This is a genomic window from Azohydromonas aeria, assembly GCF_009760915.1.
GTDB lineage: Bacteria > Pseudomonadota > Gammaproteobacteria > Burkholderiales > Burkholderiaceae_C > Azohydromonas > Azohydromonas aeria.
Window position 1 is genome coordinate 1 of record NZ_VIDQ01000044.1, and the last position, 20,194, is coordinate 20,194.

The window sequence follows — 20,194 nt, forward strand, 5'->3', positions numbered from 1 at the left end:
GCACGGCGCGGACGCAAGCGGCTCGGTGCCCGGCTTCGACGGCGCGCGCTTCTCGCGCACGCGCCACTGCCTGCCCGCCATGGTCGAGCAGGTCTGGCAGGGCCGCGAGGCCGCCAAGCGCGAGGGCAACGCACCCCTGTCCCAGGCGCTCAAGATCATCATGAACTCGTTCTACGGCGTGCTCGGCACGCGCGGCTGCCGCTTCTGCGACCCGCGCCTGACGGCCTCCATCACGCGCCGGGGCCACGAGATCATGCGCAGCACGCGCGAGCTGATCGAGGCCCAGGGCTGGCGCGTGATCTACGGCGACACCGACTCGACTTTCGTCTGGCTGGGGCGCGAGCACAGCCAGGCCGACGCGGCGTGCATCGGCCGCGGCTTGGCGCAGCACGTCAACCAGTGGTGGCACGACCACATCAAATCGGAATTCGGCCTGGACAGCGCGCTGGAGCTGCAGTTTGAGACGCACTACCGGCGCTTCCTCATGCCCACCATCCGCGGCTCGCAGGAGGGCAGCAAGAAGCGCTATGCGGGCCTGGTCACACGCGACGACGGCAGCGAGCATCTGGTCTTCAAGGGGCTGGAGACGGTGCGCTCCGACTGGACGCCCCTGGCGCAGCAGTTCCAGCAGCAGCTCTACCTGCGGGTGTTCCAGCGCCAGCCGCACCAGGACTACGTGCGCGACTTCGTGCGCCGCACCCTGGCCGGCGAGATGGACGAGCTGCTGGTCTACCGCAAGCGGCTGCGCCGGGAGCTCGACGACTACCAGCGCAACGTGCCGCCGCACGTGCGCGCGGCGCGCATGGCCGAAGAGAACGACAAGCGGCTCGGACGCGTGCTGCAGTACCAGGGCAGTAACCGCACCCGCATCAGCTACATGATGACGACTTCAGGCCCGCAGCCGCTGGAGTTGCGCAGCGCGCCGATCGACTACCGCCACTACATCGAGCGCCAACTCCAGCCCGTGGCCGACGCCATCCTGCCGTTCCTGCAGGACGACTTCGCCAAGCTGATCGACCCGAATCCCAGCCTGTTCTGATCCAGGCCTGCTCGACGGCCGCTTCGGCCCAAGGCATGCAGCAGCTTCAGTTGCCTGGCCTGACCCATTGCGCGACGGTTACAGCCAATGCCCGCTCCTGCGCCGAATCGCTGCAGCCAGCGGCGGGGTCGGCCAGGTGCTGCTCCAGCGACCAGCCGTCGGGCCGGCCGGCCTCCCACCAGGCTCTGGCGGCGGCGGCCAGCGCCAGCATCTGGGGCGACGCCTCCAACGCACTGTCATCGCCGGCAAGGGTTGACGGACCGCTGGATCGCCCGGCGCGTGGGACACCCGGGCCAAACGCGAACTGCAGCATCATCCCAACGGGGCTACTGGATCGGTTCATGGGCGCCTTCTGAAGCACTTCGGACACGACCAATGTACTGCGCGCTGTATTGGCTTGGGCACAGCAGCCGATCAGTCCCGCCTTGCTCGCCACACCTCAGCGGTACTCGGCAATGCAGCACTCAAGGCCCAGCCCGCTTGTTCACCTGGGATCTCGAAGGGACACGCGACATGCCGCGTCAATAATCCCGGCTGTCACAACACCGTTCGTTCCGTTGAGGGAGTAACCTACGATGCCGACCAAGAAGACCGTCGCCAGCAAGAACGTAGCCGCCAAAAAAGCCGCTGCCAAGAAGGCCGCGCCCGTTGCCAAGAAAGCGGCGACGAAGAAGGCCGTGCAGCCAGCGGCTGTCGCAGCCACGTTCCGCACGAAGATCGACCTGGCCAACCTCGCGGTGGGAGCCAAGACGGTCAAGCAGCTCGCCCGCGCGGTAGCCAAGCTGGCACAGACGTTGGCCAAGATGAATGAGAACGGTGCGGTGCGCCTAGAGCAGCCCGTGACGCCCAAGGGCGCGCATCTGGTCACGACCGACGCCAAGGCCACCAAGCGCTTCGGCATGGACGAAGGCCGTGCGCCGCGCGGCGCCAAGACGGCTGCGCCGGCGGCCAGGAAGGCCGCTGCGGCACCGGCTCCAGCGCCGGCGCCTGCGAAGAAGACGCGCACCCAGGCTGCGACGGCAGATGCTGCTCAGTCGGCCGAGGCGCTTGACGCCGCGACACCCGCAGCGAAGAAGGCATCCGCCAAGACGGCAGCTGCCAAGAAAGCTCCGGCGAAGAAAGCTACGGGCAAGAAGGCCGCGCGCAAGACGCTTGCTGCCAACGGCGGGAACGGTCCTGCACATGCCGCGGGCGCGAAATCCGCCGCTGCGCCCGAGGCGCCGCCGGCCACTGACACGCCGGGCGCCGAGGCCGCCGCGTCCTGACTGCTTCCTCAGCCTGAAACCACCCTGCCCGCCGCTTTGCCGGACTGATCTTCGGGGGCAGGGGTTTCCATGGCCCTGCCGGTCAAGTCCCCAGCGAGGGACGAACATCACGGCATGGCAACTTGGGGAGGGATGCCGTGAGAGAGCTGCGTGTAACGATCCCGGAAGGCGTCGAGTTCGCGGACCTGCGCCTGTCGCGTGATGTGGCCAATGGCCGCGTGCGCTTTTCCATGGCACCCATCGCGGCGATCTGCGAGGCCAGTGCCTTGGATCTCGGCGAGATCGTGGATGGGGATGAGCCGCTTGTGGTGCTGCTGATTGCAGCCTGGTACCGGGCGCACCGCAGCGGAGGCGGCGCACCGGACCCGGTGCAGGAGGACCTGCTTGAGGAAACGCGCCTGGAGATAGAGCACGGCGGCGGCTTCTCTTACGCGCCGGGGCACGCCTGAAGGCACGGCATGCCGGGCTCGGTGCTGATCAAGCCGCCGCAGCAATGGAGCCCGAAGCACTCAGGCGCTGCAGGCCGGCGGCTCCTTGGGCTGATGCGGCTTCGGCGCCAGCTCGGCAAACCGCAGCGCGGCGTCGCTCCAGTCGCATTCGGCCTCGACCCGCTTGAGCGCATCGACCGAAGACTCGCCCAGGTTGTCGAATTTCGACTTCCTCACGACCTGGCCGCGCCTGAAAACCACCCTCAACAGCGACATCTCCCTCAGCTCCTGCAACTCTTGTCAACGCCACCCGAACTGGCGCCGAATCCGATTACACAGCGTTGACGCGTCGCGTCGGCGACACGCCGCGGCAGTGCCCTTCAGCTACGGGATCAGGCCGGTGGCTGTTGCTGCCCCTGGCCTTCGCGACTTGCCTCAGCTCTACCGCGTACAGCCAACGCTCGAACCACAGTCTCGACGGTTCCCCAGTGGAACCATCAAGCCGCGTTACTGCACCCGCACATGGGACGCAGCGTTGGAGCTTGAGCTGCGACCGGTTCGGCCCTGGCGCTTGTGCTCATACATGCGGCTGTCGGCAAGCTGATGCAGTTCATCGACGCTGGCGACTTCGCTCAGATGCGCAGTCCCCCAGCTGGCACCGGCATTGACGAAGCCCTCACGGCGAAGCGCTTGCACTGCGGCGGAGACAGCCTTCTCCACGGCGGCGCTGTCTCCACGTGGGGCGATCACGGCGAACTCGTCGCCACCGAGCCGGTGCAGAATGGCGCAGTCGTCCAGCCGCCGTGCCAGCTCGGCGCCGAACGCGCGCAACAGCCGATCGCCTTGCGCATGGCCATGTCGGTCGTTGTAGTCCTTGAGGCCGTCGAGATCGATGGCCGTCAGGCTGGCCTGCGCAGGCAGCGTGCGCAGCCCGTCCGTGAAGGCATGCCGGTTGGGCAGTCCCGTGAGGGAATCGGTATGCGCCAGCCGCAGGTTCGCCTGTGCCCTGGCCAGCGCCTGCACGGTCGCGCGTTGCATCTCGCCGAACTGGAATGCCAGGACCAGCGACAGCAGCAGCACCTCGATGGTCACCGCCACCAGTCCCACGTGCTCCACCACGATGGTGTTGAGCTCGCCCATGCCGCCCAGCGTGATGGCCACCGATCCCGTGATGGCAAAGCCGACGTTGGCCCAAAGATAGGATCGTGCCAGCCGGTCGCCAGCGCGCGCGCGCAGGATGCCCGCGGCCAAGCCGTAGGCGAGGAACGCGCCGACGCCTGCACGGCACAGCTCCATGGCCCAGTTGGGCCACCACACGGCAACTGCGGCCATGCTCGCCATGACTAGCAAAACAACGAGTCCCAGGCGGTAGAGACCGGGTGCCGTCGTGCGCAGCCGCAGCAGCGCCATCACGAAGCCGACGTACGCCATGTTGGACAGCAGGATCGGCGCGCTGCTCAGGTGGAACCAGCGGATGCCCAGCAGTTCATGCGCCACGCCCAGTCCGCTGGCGTTATAGAGCAGGTTGCCGGCGATGAACGCGGCGTACAGCCCTTCGGTCCAGCGCTGGCGCGCGACGGCCAGCACTGCATAGAAGACGCCCAGCCCGATGAACACGCCCAGGCACAGCAGCGTCAGCGCGTTGCCCGGCTTGATGGCTTGCCGGTAGTGGTCCAGCGTATCGACGTAAGGCTGGGGCGGCGTGATGAAGTAGGGCGACTCCAGCCGGGTCAGCAGCCGGTAGTGTCCCGGCGCAAGTTCGAACTCGCGGCCATGGCGCAGGAAGAACGGGCCTGGATCGGAGGACGTCAGCCCGCCGCTGGCTTGGGCCACGACCCTGCCTTGCTCGTCCAGAAGCCGGTGCTCGAAGCGCCCCAGGATGGCGCCGTGGCGAAAGTCGATCACGTAGCGGCCGCCGCGAGCGATTAGCAGGGTGGCCTCGTGCTCGAACGTGCCCCCGGTGGTCGGTAATCGTTCGATGGCCTGCACAGGGCTTCGGGAAAGATCCGTCCAGGCGCCTTGTAGCGCCACGGGAAACGCAAGTGCAGCCATTGCGCCCCCGGACCACGCCAGCAGGCCCAGTACCAGGACCGGCCGCGCCATGACTTGGGCACGCAGCTTCAGGAAGGCGAGCACTGCGTTGACTCGCAGCAATGCCAGGCGATGCATCGGACTGTTTGGAGGAAAAACCTCGGAGTACAGCACGTGCCGGAGTTGTCAGCGTCACTCGGCCCGAAGAACAGGCAGCCAGCGCGTACCGAGGCGCCTGGAACAGCGCAAAACTGCACAACTTCGACATGCCGCGGCAGCAGACATCGCCTGCGCCGAAATAGAAAGTTCGCAGCGCCTGCGCACCATCAGCGTAGTGATGCTTGCCAGACATCCCTGCACGTACGGGCACCGCTGCCCTGGCATCCTTTGCATGCCGGGACGGCAGCGCCGCCGGCGCCCATGGACTCCAAAAGGAAACTTCCCTTGATGGGATCTACCAACGACGCACCCCCCTGCCCCACCGTCAAGGTCACGCTGGAAGTACCCCAAGAGCATCTGCCGGCCTTCGAGCAGCTGGTGAGCGATTTCAATGCTGGCAGGGTGCGGGCTGCCGCGCCGGCGTTCGACTTCACCGCCCGTGACTATCGCGAAGCGGCGCAGGCGCTGGTGCACGACCCCGAGACCACCTACGCACTGCGCGGCCGCATCCTCGACGACGACAAGCGCGACCCGGCCGCGGCGCTGACCGATGCCGAAGCCCTGCACTCACTGCAGGCACGGCGCTTTGCCGGGTCCGGGCCGCTCGGGGCAGTGAGCGGCGGCGAGGCCGCCATGGAGCAGGCGGGCATCGACGCGCTCAAGCGGCTGTTCCAGGTCGCGCAGGGCCAGTCGAGCCAAGGCAGCTGGATTGCGCGCTTCCTGCTGAGCCTCTACAACGGGCAGCGGTTTCCCTTCGACCTCGCATCCCTGCGCTGCCTGGATGCCGACGTGTTCGAGGACTGCATGCGGCTGCTGCGCATGGACGCTCGCTGCCGGACGCAGGAGGTGCACACTTACTTTTCCAACGGCGGCGTGCAATTCGAGGCACTGGCCAGGACCTGGCACATGCTCGACGTCAGCCGGCTCAAGGTTGCAGCCAAGGGGCTCGCGGAGCGGATCGACCCATCAGGGCCGTTCGCCAAGGAGGCGGTCGAGCTCGTGCAGCTGCTCAAGAACAATCGCTGAGATGCAAGGCCCAAGATTTTCGACAGCCGCCCCAGCAAAGCACGCTGCCGAGCCCCCGCATGAGCACCGGCGCGGAACGGGCCGCGGCCGGGGCTATGCTTTTGGGTTGCCTACTGCGCCCAAGAGCGCTCTTGCTTTCATGCCCCGACTGCTACTGATCGACGCCGATGCGCGCCTGGGTGCCATGGTGGCCGACTACCTGCGCAACGCCGGCTTCGATGTCGATCTCGCCACCACCTTTTCCGAAGGACGGCGCCGGCTGCTGATGGAGAACTTCGACGCCCTGGTGCTCGACTTCATGCTGCTCGATGGCGACAGCCTGGACCTCACGCGCGAGCTGCGCGCCGACAGCCGAATGCGGCGCCTGCCGCTGCTGATGCTCACCACGCGCGGCTAGCCGCTGGAGCGCAGCGTCGGCTTGGACCTCGGCACCGGCGACTACCTGGTCAAGCCCTTCGAGCCGCGCGAGCTGCTGGCGCGCATCAAGGCGCTGCTGCTGCGCGCCCAGCCCGTCGCGCCCGCGGAAGAGACGCTGCGCTTCGGCAGGCTGGAGATCGACTTGGGCGCGCACAAGGCCCGGCTCGATGGCCAGGAAGTCGAGCTCACCCCCCACCAGTTCGACCTGCTGCGCGTCCTGGCGCAGCATGCCGGGCGCGTCATGACCCGTGACCAGATCACAGACACCCTCAAGGGCCACGCGCCGGAAGCCTTCGACCGCTCCATCGACGTGCACGTCTCGCGCATCCGCGCCCTCATCGAGGACGACCCGCGCAATCCCCGCCGCGTGATCACCGTGCGCGGCGTGGGCTACCTTTTCGCGCTGCACCCCGACGACGACAAGCGCGAAGCCGAGGCCTAGGCCGAGGGCCAGGACGCCGGCAAACTGGCAACGTGAACCAGACGCGGCACCGAGAGCGTGCCCGAAGACCTGAACAACGCCCATGGCTTCCGAACCCATCGTCCGTCGCAAGCGCCGAGTCGTGATCGTCGCCGACGTGCAGCCGCCGACCACCCCAGCGGTGGCCAGCACTGAACCGAAGAGCGACAGGCCGGTGTTCAAGCTCAAGTCCCGATCTGAAGCCGCTCACACCCCAGCCGACGCCGCCCAGCCGCCCGTGGCTGCACCCGCAGCGCCTGCCAAGCCCGTGCAGGAGCCCCTGAGCGCCGCTGAACGCCGCCGACGCCTGGCGGTCAAGGCCGCCGCAGCCTTGAGCGTGCTGGCCGAGCACTACCCGGCCCTGTTCACCAGCGCGCGGCCCATGGCCATCGGCACCGGCAAGGTGCTCGATGCCGAGCGCAAAGCGGGGCGTCTTCCGCTGGGCACCATCCCGCTCAAGCCCGGCCTTTCCGCATGGGCCGCCTCGGATGCCTACGTCGAAGCGCTCGCTGGCGGGGGGCCGCGCTTCAACTTGGCGGGCGAAGTCGCAGGCGAGGTCACGCCTGAGCAGGTGGCCCACGCCCTCAAGAAACTGCACAAGCGGCGAGCAGTTGCAGCTGTTCCACAGGAACTGACATGATTAGAGCAGTGCAGGAAAGGTCACCCAACAAGGACGCGGGCTGGCGTGTGGACCTGCTCAAGCAAGACTATTGACTGCGGCCAGTGCGCGACGCCGGGTGGTGCGCCTCAATCAAGGTGATAGCCTCTCATCCAAATCGTAGCGCCACACGCGTGGGAAATACGCGCGCGGGCTTGGCTTGCTCGTCGCTCATGGCGGTTCATCTCCGTTCACGCGGGAAATGCTTCGTCGTCGGTCAGTGCTCGTCGCAGCCCAGCGGTTCATCCCCGCTCGTGCGGGAAATACGCTTGGTCGAAGGGGAAGAACTCGCCGTGATGGTTCTACAGGGACTTCCCCACGCGTCAAGAGGTTTGATTGATTACTTCATTGCTTCACCCAAGCCTATTCCTTCCGCAGTCGGAACTGGCGAGTGCATGAAGACGGCCACCATCGAGGCACAGACTGCACATCTACAGTCGGGCTTGTGCCGGCATTGGTTTTCCGGCGCCCCAGATACGAACCGCTCAGCAGGGCTCCATTCATCCCGCGGGGTCGGGTTCAAGAACCCGCCTCATACGAATTTCCGAGCTTGCCTGCTGCCGGTCTGACCTGTGGTGGTATCTACGCTCGCACGTCTGACTGAGGAATAATGATTTGCTGCCGTGATTTACCAGGTGTTATTTCAACTCGCTGCTGCATCCAGTGCAGCACGCTCGTGTGGCGCGATCGATACATGATTGGGGTCAAACGCCACGCCTCGCGTAAATATCGCCCACATGATGCGCGCATTTTTATTGGCCAAGGCCACGGCCGCCTTTTGCCAGCCTACGCGCTCATTCAACTGCACCAGCCATTGACTGAGACGATCCTGGCGCTTGTGTGCCGTTCTGACAGCTGATTTGGCGCCCTGGATCAATAACGTTCGTAAGTAATCATCGCCACGCTTGGTGATTCGGCCTAAGCTGGCCTTGCCGCCGGTAGAGTTTTGGCTTGGCACCAAGCCCAGCCATGCGCCAAATTGGCGTCCATTACGAAACTGTGCAAAGTTGCCCACGATGGCGACCGCAGCGGAAGCTGCCAGCTTCCCTACGCCAAGCATTTCTGCAGCCATTCCGGCCCGCTTATCACTGCGTACGTGCACTGTAATGCGTTCATCGCACCAAGCGATTTGCACGTCAATGTCTATCCAGTGCAGGTGGGCCTGCTGCAGTGCCATGCGCACCACACCAGGCAGCTCATTGCTGGCATCTTCAATCAACATTGGCAAGGCCAGTCGCAACTCCTTGGGACTTTGTGCGACGCTCAAACCAAATTCCCTGAGCAAGCCTCGAATGCGGTTGATGCAGGCAGTGCGTTCCTGCTTATAGCCTTCACGCAAACGATGGATCGTGACCTGCCCTTGCTGTTCAGCAGTCTTGATCGGCACGAATCGCATTTGCGGCCGCCCAGCAGCCTCACAAATTGCTGCCGCATCGTTGGCGTCGTTTTTACCGCTCTTGCCTGCCATGCGGTACGGCGTCACGAAATGGCCGGCGATCAGTCGTGCATCAAGCCCCATGGTTTGGAGCCGGCGCGCTACATGGTGCGCACCGCCACAGGCCTCCATCGCCACCATGCAACCCGCTGGCAACGTGCTGCACCACGCGTAGAAGCGCTCCACCGAGAACGCTTTGACCAGCACCACACGACCGTAGCGATCTACCGCATGCACCTGGTAGACCCGCTTGGCCAAATCCACGCCTACCCGGGCGATTGCTGCTCGTGTAACCTCTGTCATGGGCTTCCCCTTTCCAGATTCAGATTGACGTTCCGCCTGTCAATCTTGGTGCCTCGACACCGACCAAGGACTGGGGAAGTCCCTTCGTATTCATCCCCGCTCGTGCGGGAAATACCACTGGCCGTCCGAATACTGCTGCGTATCCACCGGTTCATCCCCGCTCGTGCGGGAAATACATCGAGGCCGGCGCCTTCGACCTGGCCCGCTACGGTTCATCCCCGCTCGTGCGGGAAATACGCCGGCGTGCTGGAGTGCAAGACCGCCAGCGCCGGTTCATCCCCGCTCGTGCGGGAAATACTCGTGCGTGCTCAAAACGCAGATACCTGAAGCCGGTTCATCCCCGCTCGTGCGGGAAATACAGGGCTGGCGCTGCTCAGAACGGGTTGAGCTCGGTTCATCCCCGCTCGTGCGGGAAATACAAGGACATCACGGACCAGCAGGTGCTGCTGGCCGGTTCATCCCCGCTCGTGCGGGAAATACATCTCGCCGCGAATCACGAGCCCCTGGTGCCCCGGTTCATCCCCGCTCGTGCGGGAAATAAGGCCGCCTGGCTTCGGACGAGGACAAGGCCGACGGTTCATCCCCGCTCGTGCGGGAAGTACCTCCGTGCGGCGGGCTTCAAGACGTGTCAGCTCGGTTCATCCTCGCTCGTGCGGGAAATACCTCTTGATGCCCTGCGTGACAGCCTCCACCGCCGGTTCATCCCCGCTCGTGCGGGAAATACTTTTCGATCTGCTTGCCGGCGTGGAACAGTTGCGGTTCATCCCCGCTCGTGCGGGAAATACATCACGCCGGCCTCGTCGATCACCAGCATCGTCGGTTCATCCCCGCTCGTGCGGGAAATACCATCTGATGGGTAAGGATCGTGTTCGGCATGTCGGTTCATCCCCGCTCGTGCGGGAAATACGCGTCGTAGGTGCCGGCGTTGCTCTCGGCCGACGGTTCATCCCCGCTCGTGCGGGAAATACATCCTGGCCGCGTACGCCGACAACACGGTGTACTGTTCATCCCCGCTCGTGCGGGAAATACGTCCACGGGGTTCAGCGTCTGCGCCAGGAACTCCGGTTCATCCCCGCTCGTGCGGGAAATACGGGCCGGCTCGCGGGGCTGGCGATGCTCAGGGCGGTTCATCCCCGCTCGTGCGGGAAATACGGCGGCGGCGAGGGCGGCGAGCGCCAGGTCCGCGGTTCATCCCCGCTCGTGCGGGAAATACGCCGCCACTCTGGTGCAGCGACACGACCAGCACGGTTCATCCCCGCTCGTGCGGGAAATACGCGCTGCTGGAGATCGCGCGCAAGACCGAGGGCGGTTCATCCCCGCTCGTGCGGGAAATACATCTGCGAGGCCAGCGGGTCGGCCCGCGTGACCGGTTCATCCCCGCTCGTGCGGGAAATACCGCTCTTGGCGGATGCGCTGTATCCGTCCGGCCGGTTCATCCCCGCTCGTGCGGGAAATACGAGGCCCGACTCTACGAGTTGCCTGACGAGGTGCGGTTCATCCCCGCTCGTGCGGGAAATACCGCGGCGCAGGAGGGGCAGCGGTGAGCGGGGCCGGTTCATCCCCGCTCGTGCGGGAAATACTTTGGCGTGGTCGGCCATGGTGGTCAGTAGCCCGGTTCATCCCCGCTCGTGCGGGAAATACCTGGCCGCGTCGCGGGCAGCACTGAAGCTGGCCGGTTCATCCCCGCTCGTGCGGGAAATACTGGGCCACCAACCCGCAGCAGCAGCTGTCCTACGGTTCATCCCCGCTCGTGCGGGAAATACGCGGCGCTGTCGCTGGCGTGCCCCAGCAGGGCCGGTTCATCCCCGCTCGTGCGGGAAATACCTCAGGAGTTCGGGGTCTGCCGAAATCTCCACCGGTTCATCCCCGCTCGTGCAGGAAATACCTCAAACTCTCCGGCATCCACCAGCCCGCAGGCTGTTCATCCCCGCTCGTGCGGGAAATACCGGCGCCACGCTGCGCACGCTGGCGGCCAAGGCGGTTCATCCCCGCTCGTGCGGGAAATACGCGCTGCCATTCTTCGGGGGTCATCCTTGGTCCGGTTCATCCCCGCTCGTGCGGGAAATACCGCCAGCCACCCGAGGCCGCAGGCCACGGTGGCGGTTCATCCCCGCTCGTGCGGGAAATACCGTGTTATCGCGGTGCTCGGGGAAGCCGGGAGCGGTTCATCCCCGCTCGTGCGGGAAATACGCCGCGTTTGAAGCGTGGTGCGATGCGAACGGCGGTTCATCCCCGCTCGTGCGGGAAATACCTTCACCGAACTGATGGGTGCGGCGGCGCTCCCGGTTCATCCCCGCTCGTGCGGGAAATACGTCCTCGTTCCAATTGATGTTGCTCATAGTCCCGGTTCATCCCCGCTCGTGCGGGAAATACCAGGGCGTGAGCTCCATGGCGCTGGAGAAGTCCGGTTCATCCCCGCTCGTGCGGGAAATACGCGCTCTAGTCACGCGACTGCTACAGGAAATGCGGTTCATCCCCGCTCGTGCGGGAAATACGCACACCGCAAACAGAGCCCGCCGCGAGCGGGCGGTTCATCCCCGCTCGTGCGGGAAATACACGCCACTCGTGGCAATCGCCGTGTTTGCGGGCGGTTCATCCCCGCTCGTGCGGGAAATACGCATCGGCCGCGGCGCGCGCCTCGCTCCAGGCCGGTTCATCCCCGCTCGTGCGGGAAATACCGTCATCGGCATGTGCTCGGCGCAGTGCCACTGGGTTCATCCCCGCTCGTGCGGGAAATACTGAGACGACGACGCCATGCCACAAGCCAACACCGGTTCATCCCCGCTCGTGCGGGAAATACGACCGCCAGGACCAGCAGCGCGTGTGGCGCAACGGTTCATCCCCGCTCGTGCGGGAAATACGCGAACAGGTTCAATTCGGCGTCCGGCACGCGCGGTTCATCCCCGCTCGTGCGGGAAATACTCAGCGACAGCGCGGCCGCGCAGATGGTGGACTGGTTCATCCCCGCTCGTGCGGGAAATACGCCGCCTCGTAGGTGGCCGCGAAGATGTCCGGCGGTTCATCCCCGCTCGTGCGGGAAATACCCGTCGGCATACCTGTAGCTGAACTCCTGCGGCGGTTCATCCCCGCTCGTGCGGGAAATACCATGGTCGGTTTCCTCAGAACATGCTGCGCTGCGGTTCATCCCCGCTCGTGCGGGAAATACGTTCCTCAACATGGCGGTGGACGTGCTGTGAGCGGTTCATCCCCGCTCGTGCGGGAAATACGCCACGCCAGCATCGATCAGCGGTGAGCCCGTCGGTTCATCCCCGCTCGTGCGGGAAATACAAGGAGCGCGGCTCCGACGACGGCAGCGTGCGCGGTTCATCCCCGCTCGTGCGGGAAATACCTCACACCGCCCAACGCCCGTGTGCCCATGGGCGGTTCATCCCCGCTCGTGCGGGAAATACGATTTCAGCGACGCGAGCAGACCCGCGCCATCCGGTTCATCCCCGCTCGTGCGGGAAATACCGCATGAAAGATCACGCCGGCTGCATTCGCGGCGGTTCATCCCCGCTCGTGCGGGAAATACCCAATCGGTGGGCTCAGTCCTGGCTGCGAACCCGGTTCATCCCCGCTCGTGCGGGAAATACATGACGGGCATCTGGGTCAGCATGTTGTCGGCCGGTTCATCCCCGCTCGTGCGGGAAATACCTCGCAGTTCATGGCCGAGTTCTTCGACGTGGCGGTTCATCCCCGCTCGTGCGGGAAATACAACCGCATGGCCTCGCTGATGTCCAGCTCGGACGGTTCATCCCCGCTCGTGCGGGAAATACACCTTGGTGAAGCTGATTGGGCTCTGCAGCGCCGGTTCATCCCCGCTCGTGCGGGAAATACGCGCCGATGGTGATGCTGGCCGTGGCGACGCCCGGTTCATCCCCGCTCGTGCGGGAAATACTCGTAAGTCGGGGCGCCCGGGCCGGTCGGGCACGGTTCATCCCCGCTCGTGCGGGAAATACCCTGACCCCTTCGAGTCGAGTTTTCCTGGCCGCGGTTCATCCCCGCTCGTGCGGGAAATACTCGATGGGCCAGCCCGTGGGGCCTGATGGCTTCGGTTCATCCCCGCTCGTGCGGGAAATACAAGTCAAAGGACGACGGCCCTTGGGTCACCGACGGTTCATCCCCGCTCGTGCGGGAAATACGTACGAGTAGATGTCTTCGTCCATGGCCACGTCGGTTCATCCCCGCTCGTGCGGGAAATACATGCTGGTTCCCTATGAACTCATCCACCCGGTCGGTTCATCCCCGCTCGTGCGGGAAATACTTACCCACAGTACATGAGGCGTATATCAACCAAGGTTCATCCCCGCTCGTGCGGGAAATACCCCAGCGTGCGGGCTTCCTCGTCCTGGTCGGCCGGTTCATCCCCGCTCGTGCGGGAAATACCTCGGCCTGCGCCGGCTCTTCCACGGCGAGGCCGGTTCATCCCCGCTCGTGCGGGAAATACCAGGTCATCGAGCGCACCGTCCACCGCTTCGCCGGTTCATCCCCGCTCGTGCGGGAAATACCCGTTGAGTTGCCACTCGCCGCGCAGCATGGACGGTTCATCCCCGCTCGTGCGGGAAATACTATTCCCTGGGAATGATTCATCTGCGCGCATACGGTTCATCCCCGCTCGTGCGGGAAATACCGTGTATTGCTGGCCGGCGTCCATGGGCATCTCGGTTCATCCCCGCTCGTGCGGGAAATACGCCAACTCCTCGGCGCTGATGGTGATGTCGTGCGGTTCATCCCCGCTCGTGCGGGAAATACCGAACGCTGTTGACCTGGAGAGCCTCGTTGAGCGGTTCATCCCCGCTCGTGCGGGAAATACCAGTTGAGGGCGAGGCCGGTGAGGGTGCTGACCGGTTCATCCCCGCTCGTGCGGGAAATACCCGTAGTTGCCGCCGAACATGAGCCAGCCGGGCGGTTCATCCCCGCTCGTGCGGGAAATACCACCAGTTACGGCATCACAGCAAAATCAAGGACGGTTCATCCCCGCTCGTGCGGGAAATACAGTAGCCTGGGCTCGGCGCTGTTCCCCAACCGCGGTTCCATCCCCGCTCGTGCGGGAAATACCATACCGCTGACAGCATCAAGAGCCTGGAAGGCGGTTCATCCCCGCTCGTGCGGGAAATACTTCGAGTACGCCGCTCCGCCGCAGACGCTGACCGGTTCATCCCCGCTCGTGCGGGAAATACCAATGGCCTGGTGCCTGTCGGGCCGCCGATTTCGGTTCATCCCCGCTCGTGCGGGAAATACGTGATGCTGATCGAGGTGATCCGCAACATGGGCGGTTCATCCCCGCTCGTGCGGGAAATACCGGCGGCGATCGCTACGGTGTCACCGGTATCGCGGTTCATCCCCGCTCGTGCGGGAAATACGTCTGCAAGGGCGAGGACGGCAAGCTGACCGGCGGTTCATCCCCGCTCGTGCGGGAAATACATCGGCCGTCTGTAAGCGGGGGCCGGAATGGGCGGTTCATCCCCGCTCGTGCGGGAAATACTTCGCTCATGCACCCTCCGCGTCGTGGAACTTCGGTTCATCCCCGCTCGTGCGGGAAATACGCGTAGCCCCGTGCCTCCGCCCACTGCACCGACGGTTCATCCCCGCTCGTGCGGGAAATACATTGACGACGCAACCAAATTCGACGCGATGGACGGTTCATCCCCGCTCGTGCGGGAAATACGAGCTTGACGGCAGCGACGCCGATTGGGGCGACGGTTCATCCCCGCTCGTGCGGGAAATACAAGCAGCCGCGAGGGAAGGCGTGATGGCTGACCGGTTCATCCCCGCTCGTGCGGGAAATACGCGCCCGCGTCGTCGATGTTCTTGGCGATGTACGGTTCATCCCCGCTCGTGCGGGAAATACGCCAAACCCACCACCGCCAGCACCTACGCAAACGGTTCATCCCCGCTCGTGCGGGAAATACACGTCAGCGTTGTCCTTGGCGGCCAGGGCAGCCGGTTCATCCCCGCTCGTGCGGGAAATACCATCCACGGCCGCCTGTGCCGCGCTGCCTGCACGGTTCATCCCCGCTCGTGCGGGAAATACGAGCTCGAAGCCATCACCAGCGCGGCGCGAGGCGGTTCATCCCCGCTCGTGCGGGAAATACCCCGAAGGGCCGCTCAGTCACGATCAAAGCCACGGTTCATCCCCGCTCGTGCGGGAAATACTTTGCCGGCATGCAACCCAAGGCCGCAGTTGACGGTTCATCCCCGCTCGTGCGGGAAATACATTGTCGCGGCGGGCAAGGACGGCATAAGGGCCGGTTCATCCCCGCTCGTGCGGGAAATACACATCGGCATACCGCTGGCTGAATTCCTGCGGCTGGTTCATCCCCGCTCGTGCGGGAAATACCACGGCGTCGGTGAAGAAACGAAGGTCCAGGACGGTTCATCCCCGCTCGTGCGGGAAATACGCCTCCTGCAGCTTCATGTGGCGCGCGCCGGACGGTTCATCCCCGCTCGTGCGGGAAATACAAGTCGCCGTTGCGGATCATCCGGCTCAGGCGCGGTTCATCCCCGCTCGTGCGGGAAATACCTCATCCATGCCATCACGGCGGCCCCGGTTGGCGGTTCATCCCCGCTCGTGCGGGAAATACTCTTCCTCCAACCCTTTGATTTTATTCACTTTTTCGGCACCCTCCCAGGCCACCGATCAGTGAGCTTGATTTTGAGCAAGTTGTTAAGGAGCGTCGCCGGCGGCGTCGGGTTGGAAGCTGACCAACTGCACGCCGTCGAAATCCACCGGCATGCGTCGGTTGTTGCCCAGCGTGCGGAACTCGAAACCGGCTTCAGCCGGACTGCGCCACACCATCACGGCGTTGCCGTCCTCTAGCCCTTCCTCCACCTGGCTCCAGATGTGTTCGCGCACGCGACGGCCATAGTTGCCGACATACACCCCCGCACGTACTTCCAGCAGCCACACCGCCAGCCGCCCGCGCAGCCGCGGCGGGGCATTCTCAACCACGATGACCAGCATCCCCCAGACCATTCGCGTCAGGAAAGGCCGGCCCCACGGCGTCGGCGGCGGGCGGCGGCGGCGCGATCTCACCGGCCGCGAGCATGGTCTCGATGTCCGGAATGATGCGCTCCAGCAGCTTCGTTTGCCGGAATACGTCGCGGCAGCCCAGCCGCACCGCGCGCTCCGGGTTGCCCACTGGGTTCGATGCCGCCACTTTGAACGCCACTGGCACCACTGTCTCGAACTTGTAGACGTCGGCCACGTCGTACACGAAGGACAGCGGCTTGCCGGTGTGGATGAAACCCACCGCCGGCGCATAGCCCGCGGCCAGCACCGCCGCCTCGGCCACGCCGTACAGGCAGGCCGTGGCCGCCGACAGGCAGCGGTTGGGCAGGTCGGAGGTGTCCCAGGACGCTGGGTCGTAGTCGCGCCCGCTCCACTTCACGCCGAACTTCTGCGCCAGCAGCTGGTAGGTGCGCCGCACCCGCACGCCCTCGATGCCGCGCAGCTGGTCCACGCTGCGCCGCGCCGGCGGCTCCTCGCCGAAACGGATGGCGTACATCTTGCGCACCACCTTCAGCCGTAGCCCCTCGTCCAGCGCCAGCCGCGCCTGGTACAGCAGCCGGTCGGCGCGCGCGCCGCCAGGCTGCCCGGCCGAGTACAGCCGCACGCCGGCTTCGCCCACCCACACCAGCAAGGTCCCCACGCGCGCGGCCAGCGCCGCGGCGCGGTGCGACACCCGCGTGCCGGGCTCCAGCATGATGCAGGCGACGCCGCCCACGGGGATATGCGTGCGGATGCCCGTCACGTCCACCACCACGAAAGCCCCGTCGAGCATGTCCACCTCGCCGCGCTCGATGAAGACAACGGAGATGCGCTCCTTCAAGGGGATGGGGCGCAGCGGGGGGAGCAACGGCGGGGTGTTCAAGGCGTCAGTCCACGATGCGCCGCACCAGCAGCAGCCCGCACCCGAACGCCTTGGCATGGCCTAGGCCGTTGCGCAGCACGGCGCCGAAGGCCTCGGCATCGGTGACGGTCAGTTCGCCGCTGAAGTCCACCGAGGTGAAGCGCAGCGCGCCGCGCTTGTGCTCATGCTGCTCGAAAGCTTCGATGCTCAACGTGTCCTCGTCCAGCTCGAAGCCGTTGCGCCCGGCACGCTGGCGCAGCCACGCGCCGCAGTGCTGCTGCACCAGCGTGTACAGCGACGGCTTGTCCGGGTCGTCGTCGCTCCAGTCGCGCCAGCGCTGCAGCCCGCGCGCCGCTAGCAGCTGCCGCTTGGCATCCATCACCACGTCGTGCCGCTTTGAGCGGCGGTCGCCCTCGGCCTTGTGCATGATGGTCGGATTGGCCCGCAGCTCGAAGCGGAAGCGGTCGCCCGGGCGAACATCGGGGTCATAGACGGCGGTCTGCAGCTGCCAGCCGTCAGGCGCAGGCCCCGGCGCGCGTTGCGACAGCAGGTGAAAGCGCGGCCAGCCCCGCACGTCGCGGCGCCGGTACAGGAAGTCGCGCGGCACACCTTCGGGCGCGGCAAAGAGCTTCCACAGCCACTGGTGCTCGGCATAGGCCCCATCAAGCCAGGCCTGCGCAGCGGCGCGCTCGCGGCCCTCCTCGGGCATCAGAACGCTGAAATACGGCGTCATGGCGCCTCCGTTTCGAGAAAAACGAGGTGTTCGATGCGGTCGCCGAACTGCCAGCCGCGGCGGCGGATGAGCCGGTCCTTGCGCACGGTGCTGAGGTCAGGCTGCAGCGTGGCGTCCATGCCGTCTTCGAAAGCGATGCGCTGTACTCTTGCGGGCGCATCAGGCAGCGGCTCGCCGTCCGGTGGGGCATGGTCACCCATGGCCTTGCGCAGCGCCGCCTCCAGGTCCGTCAGGTACTGCTCGAAGGCCTGCCGCAGTGACGTGCTTTCCATGATCCGCGGCCACAGCGGCGCGGCCGGCGGGCAGCTCTTGCGGCCCAGCCACAGCATCCAGCGCGGCTGGCGCAGCGCATCGGCAAGCTGAGCCAACGTATGAGGCGCGCCATCGCGCGCCTGCACCGCCACCAGGCAGGCGGCGTCCTGGCGGTAGTCGCGGGTGGACAGGATGGTGGCGAGCTCCGGCTTGGGCACGCGCAGCTCGTCGCGGCGTGTGGTGTGCGGACGCTTCTTCAGCGCCGTGCGCGGCGGCACCTGGGCGGTGTGGTAGTCGCGCAGCAACTCGCCGACGCTCTGCACGCCGATGGCGAAGCGGTAGCCGTCGCGCAGCGCGGCCTGCCCGGCCTCGTCGTCGCGGCGCACGCCCAGCGCCGCGCCCAGCAACCCCAGCAGCGCCGACAGCGACGGATACTCCGCCGTGCCGCGGAACTCGCCCACCGCCGGCTCGCCCCAGGACGCCAGCGGCGCCTGGAGCTGGAAGAGAAGCAGCTCCATCGCCGCCTCACTCGCTCACGAACTTCACCAGCGCTTCGAGCGAGCCTTCGCCCTTCTCCACGTCCAGGCTGCAGCGCGCGTCGGCGCAGGGGCCGTAGACCTTGTCGAAGTTGTCGCAGCGCTTGGTCAGCGCGCTGACCGACTTGGCCAGGATGTCATTGTCCTGGCCGTACGCGGCCACGGGCTTGTAGAAGGCCTGCACCAGCGAGCGCGGCTGCTGGTCGCCCTTCTCGGCCAGCACATAGGCGGCGTAGGCGCGCGAGGCGAAGCTGTTCTGCATGCCGGTGGGCGACACCTTGGTGGCGGCCTCCACCAGCGCTGCCAGCGCGCGCTGCGCCAGCGCGGCGTCGCCGCCCAGGTTCTCCTGGAGCAGCTCGCGGTCGATGCACAGGTACAGGTAGAACAGCCCCGCGCCGTAGCCGCGCTCTCCGATGTGGCCCGCGCCGGTCTGCTCGCGGGTGTTGAGGTCGTCCACGGCGCTGAAGTAGTCGTCTTCCACCGGGGCCTTGTGCACCGTGACGGCGTGCGATACCTGCACGGCGGCGTCCACGTTGAACTCCGCGGCATCGGCCAGCATGCGGCCGAACATGGCGATGTCGACGGCGCGGCGCGGCTTGACCAGCAGCTTCAGCTCGTCCTCAGCCGGCGGGGCGTCGCGCTGCTCGACGAGGCGCTGCACCAGCCGGTCGATCGCGTCCTTCTCCTCGGGGCTGAAGTGCGCGAGCTGCTCGATCTCCAGGTCCGCATCGTTCTCGGTCTTCTTCTCGGACTTGAGCTTGCCGAATCGCTCGGCGATCTGCTTGGCCCATTCCCGCGCCAGCTTCTCGTTGATGCCGCCCGCCTTCAGCGCCTTGAACACCTCCTTGCCCATGCTCTTCGTGCGCGTGCCGACATGGCCGGCCAGGGCGCCTTCGAACAGGTCCGAGGTGCGCCAGGCGCGCTTGAGGCTTTGCGAGGAGACGCGCAGCCGCATGGAGTCGCCCATGAGCGCGCTCTTGGGGCGGCCGGTGTCGTCGCGGTTGAGATTGGCCGGCGGGTAGCTGGTGAGGATGTGGATCTGGACGAAGCGGGACATGGTTGTTTCCTCCAAGGGGGGTTGTTGCGTGGGCGTCGGTCAGTCGTTGGCCTGGGGCCAGCGGTAGGCGTAGGCCCACCGCTTCTTCACGTCGTCGCCCCACCAGAAGACATCGTTTGCCAGCGCCATGGGACTGGCCTTGTGCTCAATCAGCGGCAGCAGGCGCCGCAGCCCGGTGAACAGGGTGTCCATGTCGCGCGCTTCAAGCAGCCGCCTGAAGCGCAACGGGCTTACCGGGTTGCGGTCAGATTCCTCGTCGCGCTGGCTCATGGCCTGGGGCAGCGACTGGTCGGTCTCGGCCTTGAGGTGCGACAGCAGCCCGGCCACGGCAGCGAAGCGGTCGCGCTCCCAGGGCTTCCACTGCCGCTGGGGATCCACGCGGGCATAGAGCCGCTGGAATGCTTGCTGCATGGCGATGTCGGTGAGGTTGGCGGCGCGCCGCAGTTCGGCGCGGTCGCCGCGGCGCTCGTCGAGCTTTTCCCACCACTCGAACAGCGTCTTGCCTGCGCCGTCGTCCTTCTTGAAATGGATTGACATGCGTT

At 65.9% G+C, this 20,194-nt stretch carries 15 protein-coding genes, 1 pseudogene and 1 CRISPR repeat array; of the genes and pseudogenes, 6 read left to right on the forward strand and 10 right to left on the reverse strand.

Annotated features, from left to right (window positions below; translation table 11 throughout):
• Positions 1–1,039: DNA polymerase domain-containing protein (locus FJ694_RS22345; protein WP_310735060.1), on the forward strand; the 1,039-nt coding region annotated here is incomplete at its 5' end.
• Positions 1,040–1,085: 46 nt separating this feature from the next.
• Here FJ694_RS22345 and FJ694_RS22350 read toward each other — a convergent pair.
• Positions 1,086–1,268, reverse strand: coding sequence for a hypothetical protein (locus FJ694_RS22350; protein ID WP_157269535.1), 183 nt, complete (start codon positions 1,266–1,268; stop codon positions 1,086–1,088).
• Between the two features lie 346 nt (positions 1,269–1,614).
• Between FJ694_RS22350 and FJ694_RS22355 the strand changes: the two genes are divergently transcribed.
• On the forward strand, positions 1,615–2,304 hold the full coding sequence (locus FJ694_RS22355) for a hypothetical protein (RefSeq protein WP_157269536.1): 690 nt from the start codon (positions 1,615–1,617) through the stop codon (positions 2,302–2,304).
• A 137-nt stretch (positions 2,305–2,441) separates the two neighbouring features.
• A complete protein-coding gene (locus FJ694_RS22360; protein WP_157269537.1) occupies positions 2,442–2,753 on the forward strand; it encodes a hypothetical protein in 312 nt (103 codons plus the stop codon).
• Positions 2,754–2,813: 60 nt separating this feature from the next.
• Here the strand turns inward: FJ694_RS22360 and FJ694_RS22365 are convergent, their stop codons facing one another.
• Both FJ694_RS22365 and FJ694_RS37815 read right to left on the reverse strand, forming a co-directional pair.
• A complete protein-coding gene (locus tag FJ694_RS22365; protein WP_157269538.1) occupies positions 2,814–3,008 on the reverse strand; it encodes a hypothetical protein in 195 nt (64 codons plus the stop codon).
• Between the two features lie 231 nt (positions 3,009–3,239).
• Positions 3,240–4,937 carry a sensor domain-containing diguanylate cyclase gene (locus tag FJ694_RS37815; RefSeq protein ID WP_157269539.1) on the reverse strand — a complete coding sequence of 566 codons (1,698 nt, stop codon included), beginning with the start codon at positions 4,935–4,937 and terminating at the stop codon, positions 3,240–3,242.
• Between the two features lie 246 nt (positions 4,938–5,183).
• On the opposite strand from FJ694_RS37815, the gene FJ694_RS22375 reads away from it, so the two are divergent.
• From FJ694_RS22375 to FJ694_RS22385, 3 genes and pseudogenes are all read left to right on the forward strand, one after another.
• A complete protein-coding gene (locus FJ694_RS22375; protein WP_157269540.1) occupies positions 5,184–5,948 on the forward strand; it encodes a DUF7673 family protein in 765 nt (254 codons plus the stop codon).
• Positions 5,949–6,087: 139 nt separating this feature from the next.
• Positions 6,088–6,807, forward strand: a pseudogene (locus FJ694_RS22380) (winged helix-turn-helix domain-containing protein).
• Between the two features lie 82 nt (positions 6,808–6,889).
• Complete coding sequence (locus tag FJ694_RS22385) at positions 6,890–7,465, forward strand: ProQ/FINO family protein (RefSeq protein ID WP_157269541.1); 576 nt, start codon at positions 6,890–6,892, stop codon at positions 7,463–7,465.
• 661 nt (positions 7,466–8,126) lie between these two features.
• On the opposite strand, the gene FJ694_RS22390 is transcribed toward FJ694_RS22385, so the two are convergent.
• From FJ694_RS22390 to casB, 7 genes are all read right to left on the reverse strand, one after another.
• Positions 8,127–9,221, reverse strand: coding sequence for an IS110 family RNA-guided transposase (locus tag FJ694_RS22390; protein ID WP_157269542.1), 1,095 nt, complete (start codon positions 9,219–9,221; stop codon positions 8,127–8,129).
• 86 nt (positions 9,222–9,307) lie between these two features.
• Positions 9,308–15,805: a CRISPR direct-repeat array (repeat unit 29 nt; unit sequence CGGTTCATCCCCGCTCGTGCGGGAAATAC).
• An 83-nt stretch (positions 15,806–15,888) separates the two neighbouring features.
• Positions 15,889–16,185, reverse strand: a complete 297-nt coding sequence (gene cas2e / locus FJ694_RS22395) for a type I-E CRISPR-associated endoribonuclease Cas2e (protein WP_157269543.1) — start codon at positions 16,183–16,185, stop codon at positions 15,889–15,891.
• Positions 16,166–17,080, reverse strand: coding sequence for a type I-E CRISPR-associated endonuclease Cas1e (gene cas1e, locus FJ694_RS22400; protein ID WP_157269585.1), 915 nt, complete (start codon positions 17,078–17,080; stop codon positions 16,166–16,168). The genes cas2e and cas1e overlap by 20 nt, the downstream gene beginning before the upstream one ends.
• A 19-nt stretch (positions 17,081–17,099) precedes the next feature.
• Entirely contained in the window at positions 17,100–17,807 is a 708-nt protein-coding gene (gene cas6e / locus FJ694_RS22405) for a type I-E CRISPR-associated protein Cas6/Cse3/CasE (protein ID WP_157269544.1), read from the reverse strand.
• Positions 17,804–18,577: a type I-E CRISPR-associated protein Cas5/CasD gene (cas5e, locus tag FJ694_RS22410; protein ID WP_157269545.1), complete on the reverse strand. Its 774-nt coding sequence runs from the start codon at positions 18,575–18,577 to the stop codon at positions 17,804–17,806. Before cas5e ends, cas6e begins: the two co-directional genes overlap by 4 nt.
• Positions 18,578–18,584: 7 nt before the next feature.
• Entirely contained in the window at positions 18,585–19,652 is a 1,068-nt protein-coding gene (cas7e, locus tag FJ694_RS22415) for a type I-E CRISPR-associated protein Cas7/Cse4/CasC (RefSeq protein WP_157269546.1), read from the reverse strand.
• Positions 19,653–19,691: 39 nt separating this feature from the next.
• Complete coding sequence (gene casB, locus FJ694_RS22420) at positions 19,692–20,189, reverse strand: type I-E CRISPR-associated protein Cse2/CasB (RefSeq protein ID WP_157269547.1); 498 nt, start codon at positions 20,187–20,189, stop codon at positions 19,692–19,694.
• Positions 20,190–20,194 lie beyond the last annotated feature (5 nt).

Coding starts and splice junctions, on each gene's coding strand:
- FJ694_RS22355 (WP_157269536.1), top strand. CDS start 1,615: ATGCCGACCAAGAAGACCGTCGCCAGCAAGAACGTAGCCGCCAAAAAA.
- FJ694_RS22365 (WP_157269538.1), bottom strand. CDS start 3,008: ATGTCGCTGTTGAGGGTGGTTTTCAGGCGCGGCCAGGTCGTGAGGAAG.
- FJ694_RS22375 (WP_157269540.1), top strand. CDS start 5,184: ATGGACTCCAAAAGGAAACTTCCCTTGATGGGATCTACCAACGACGCA.
- FJ694_RS22385 (WP_157269541.1), top strand. CDS start 6,890: ATGGCTTCCGAACCCATCGTCCGTCGCAAGCGCCGAGTCGTGATCGTC.
- FJ694_RS22390 (WP_157269542.1), bottom strand. CDS start 9,221: ATGACAGAGGTTACACGAGCAGCAATCGCCCGGGTAGGCGTGGATTTG.
- cas2e (WP_157269543.1), bottom strand. CDS start 16,185: ATGCTGGTCATCGTGGTTGAGAATGCCCCGCCGCGGCTGCGCGGGCGG.
- cas6e (WP_157269544.1), bottom strand. CDS start 17,807: ATGACGCCGTATTTCAGCGTTCTGATGCCCGAGGAGGGCCGCGAGCGC.
- cas5e (WP_157269545.1), bottom strand. CDS start 18,577: ATGGAGCTGCTTCTCTTCCAGCTCCAGGCGCCGCTGGCGTCCTGGGGC.
- cas7e (WP_157269546.1), bottom strand. CDS start 19,652: ATGTCCCGCTTCGTCCAGATCCACATCCTCACCAGCTACCCGCCGGCC.
- casB (WP_157269547.1), bottom strand. CDS start 20,189: ATGTCAATCCATTTCAAGAAGGACGACGGCGCAGGCAAGACGCTGTTC.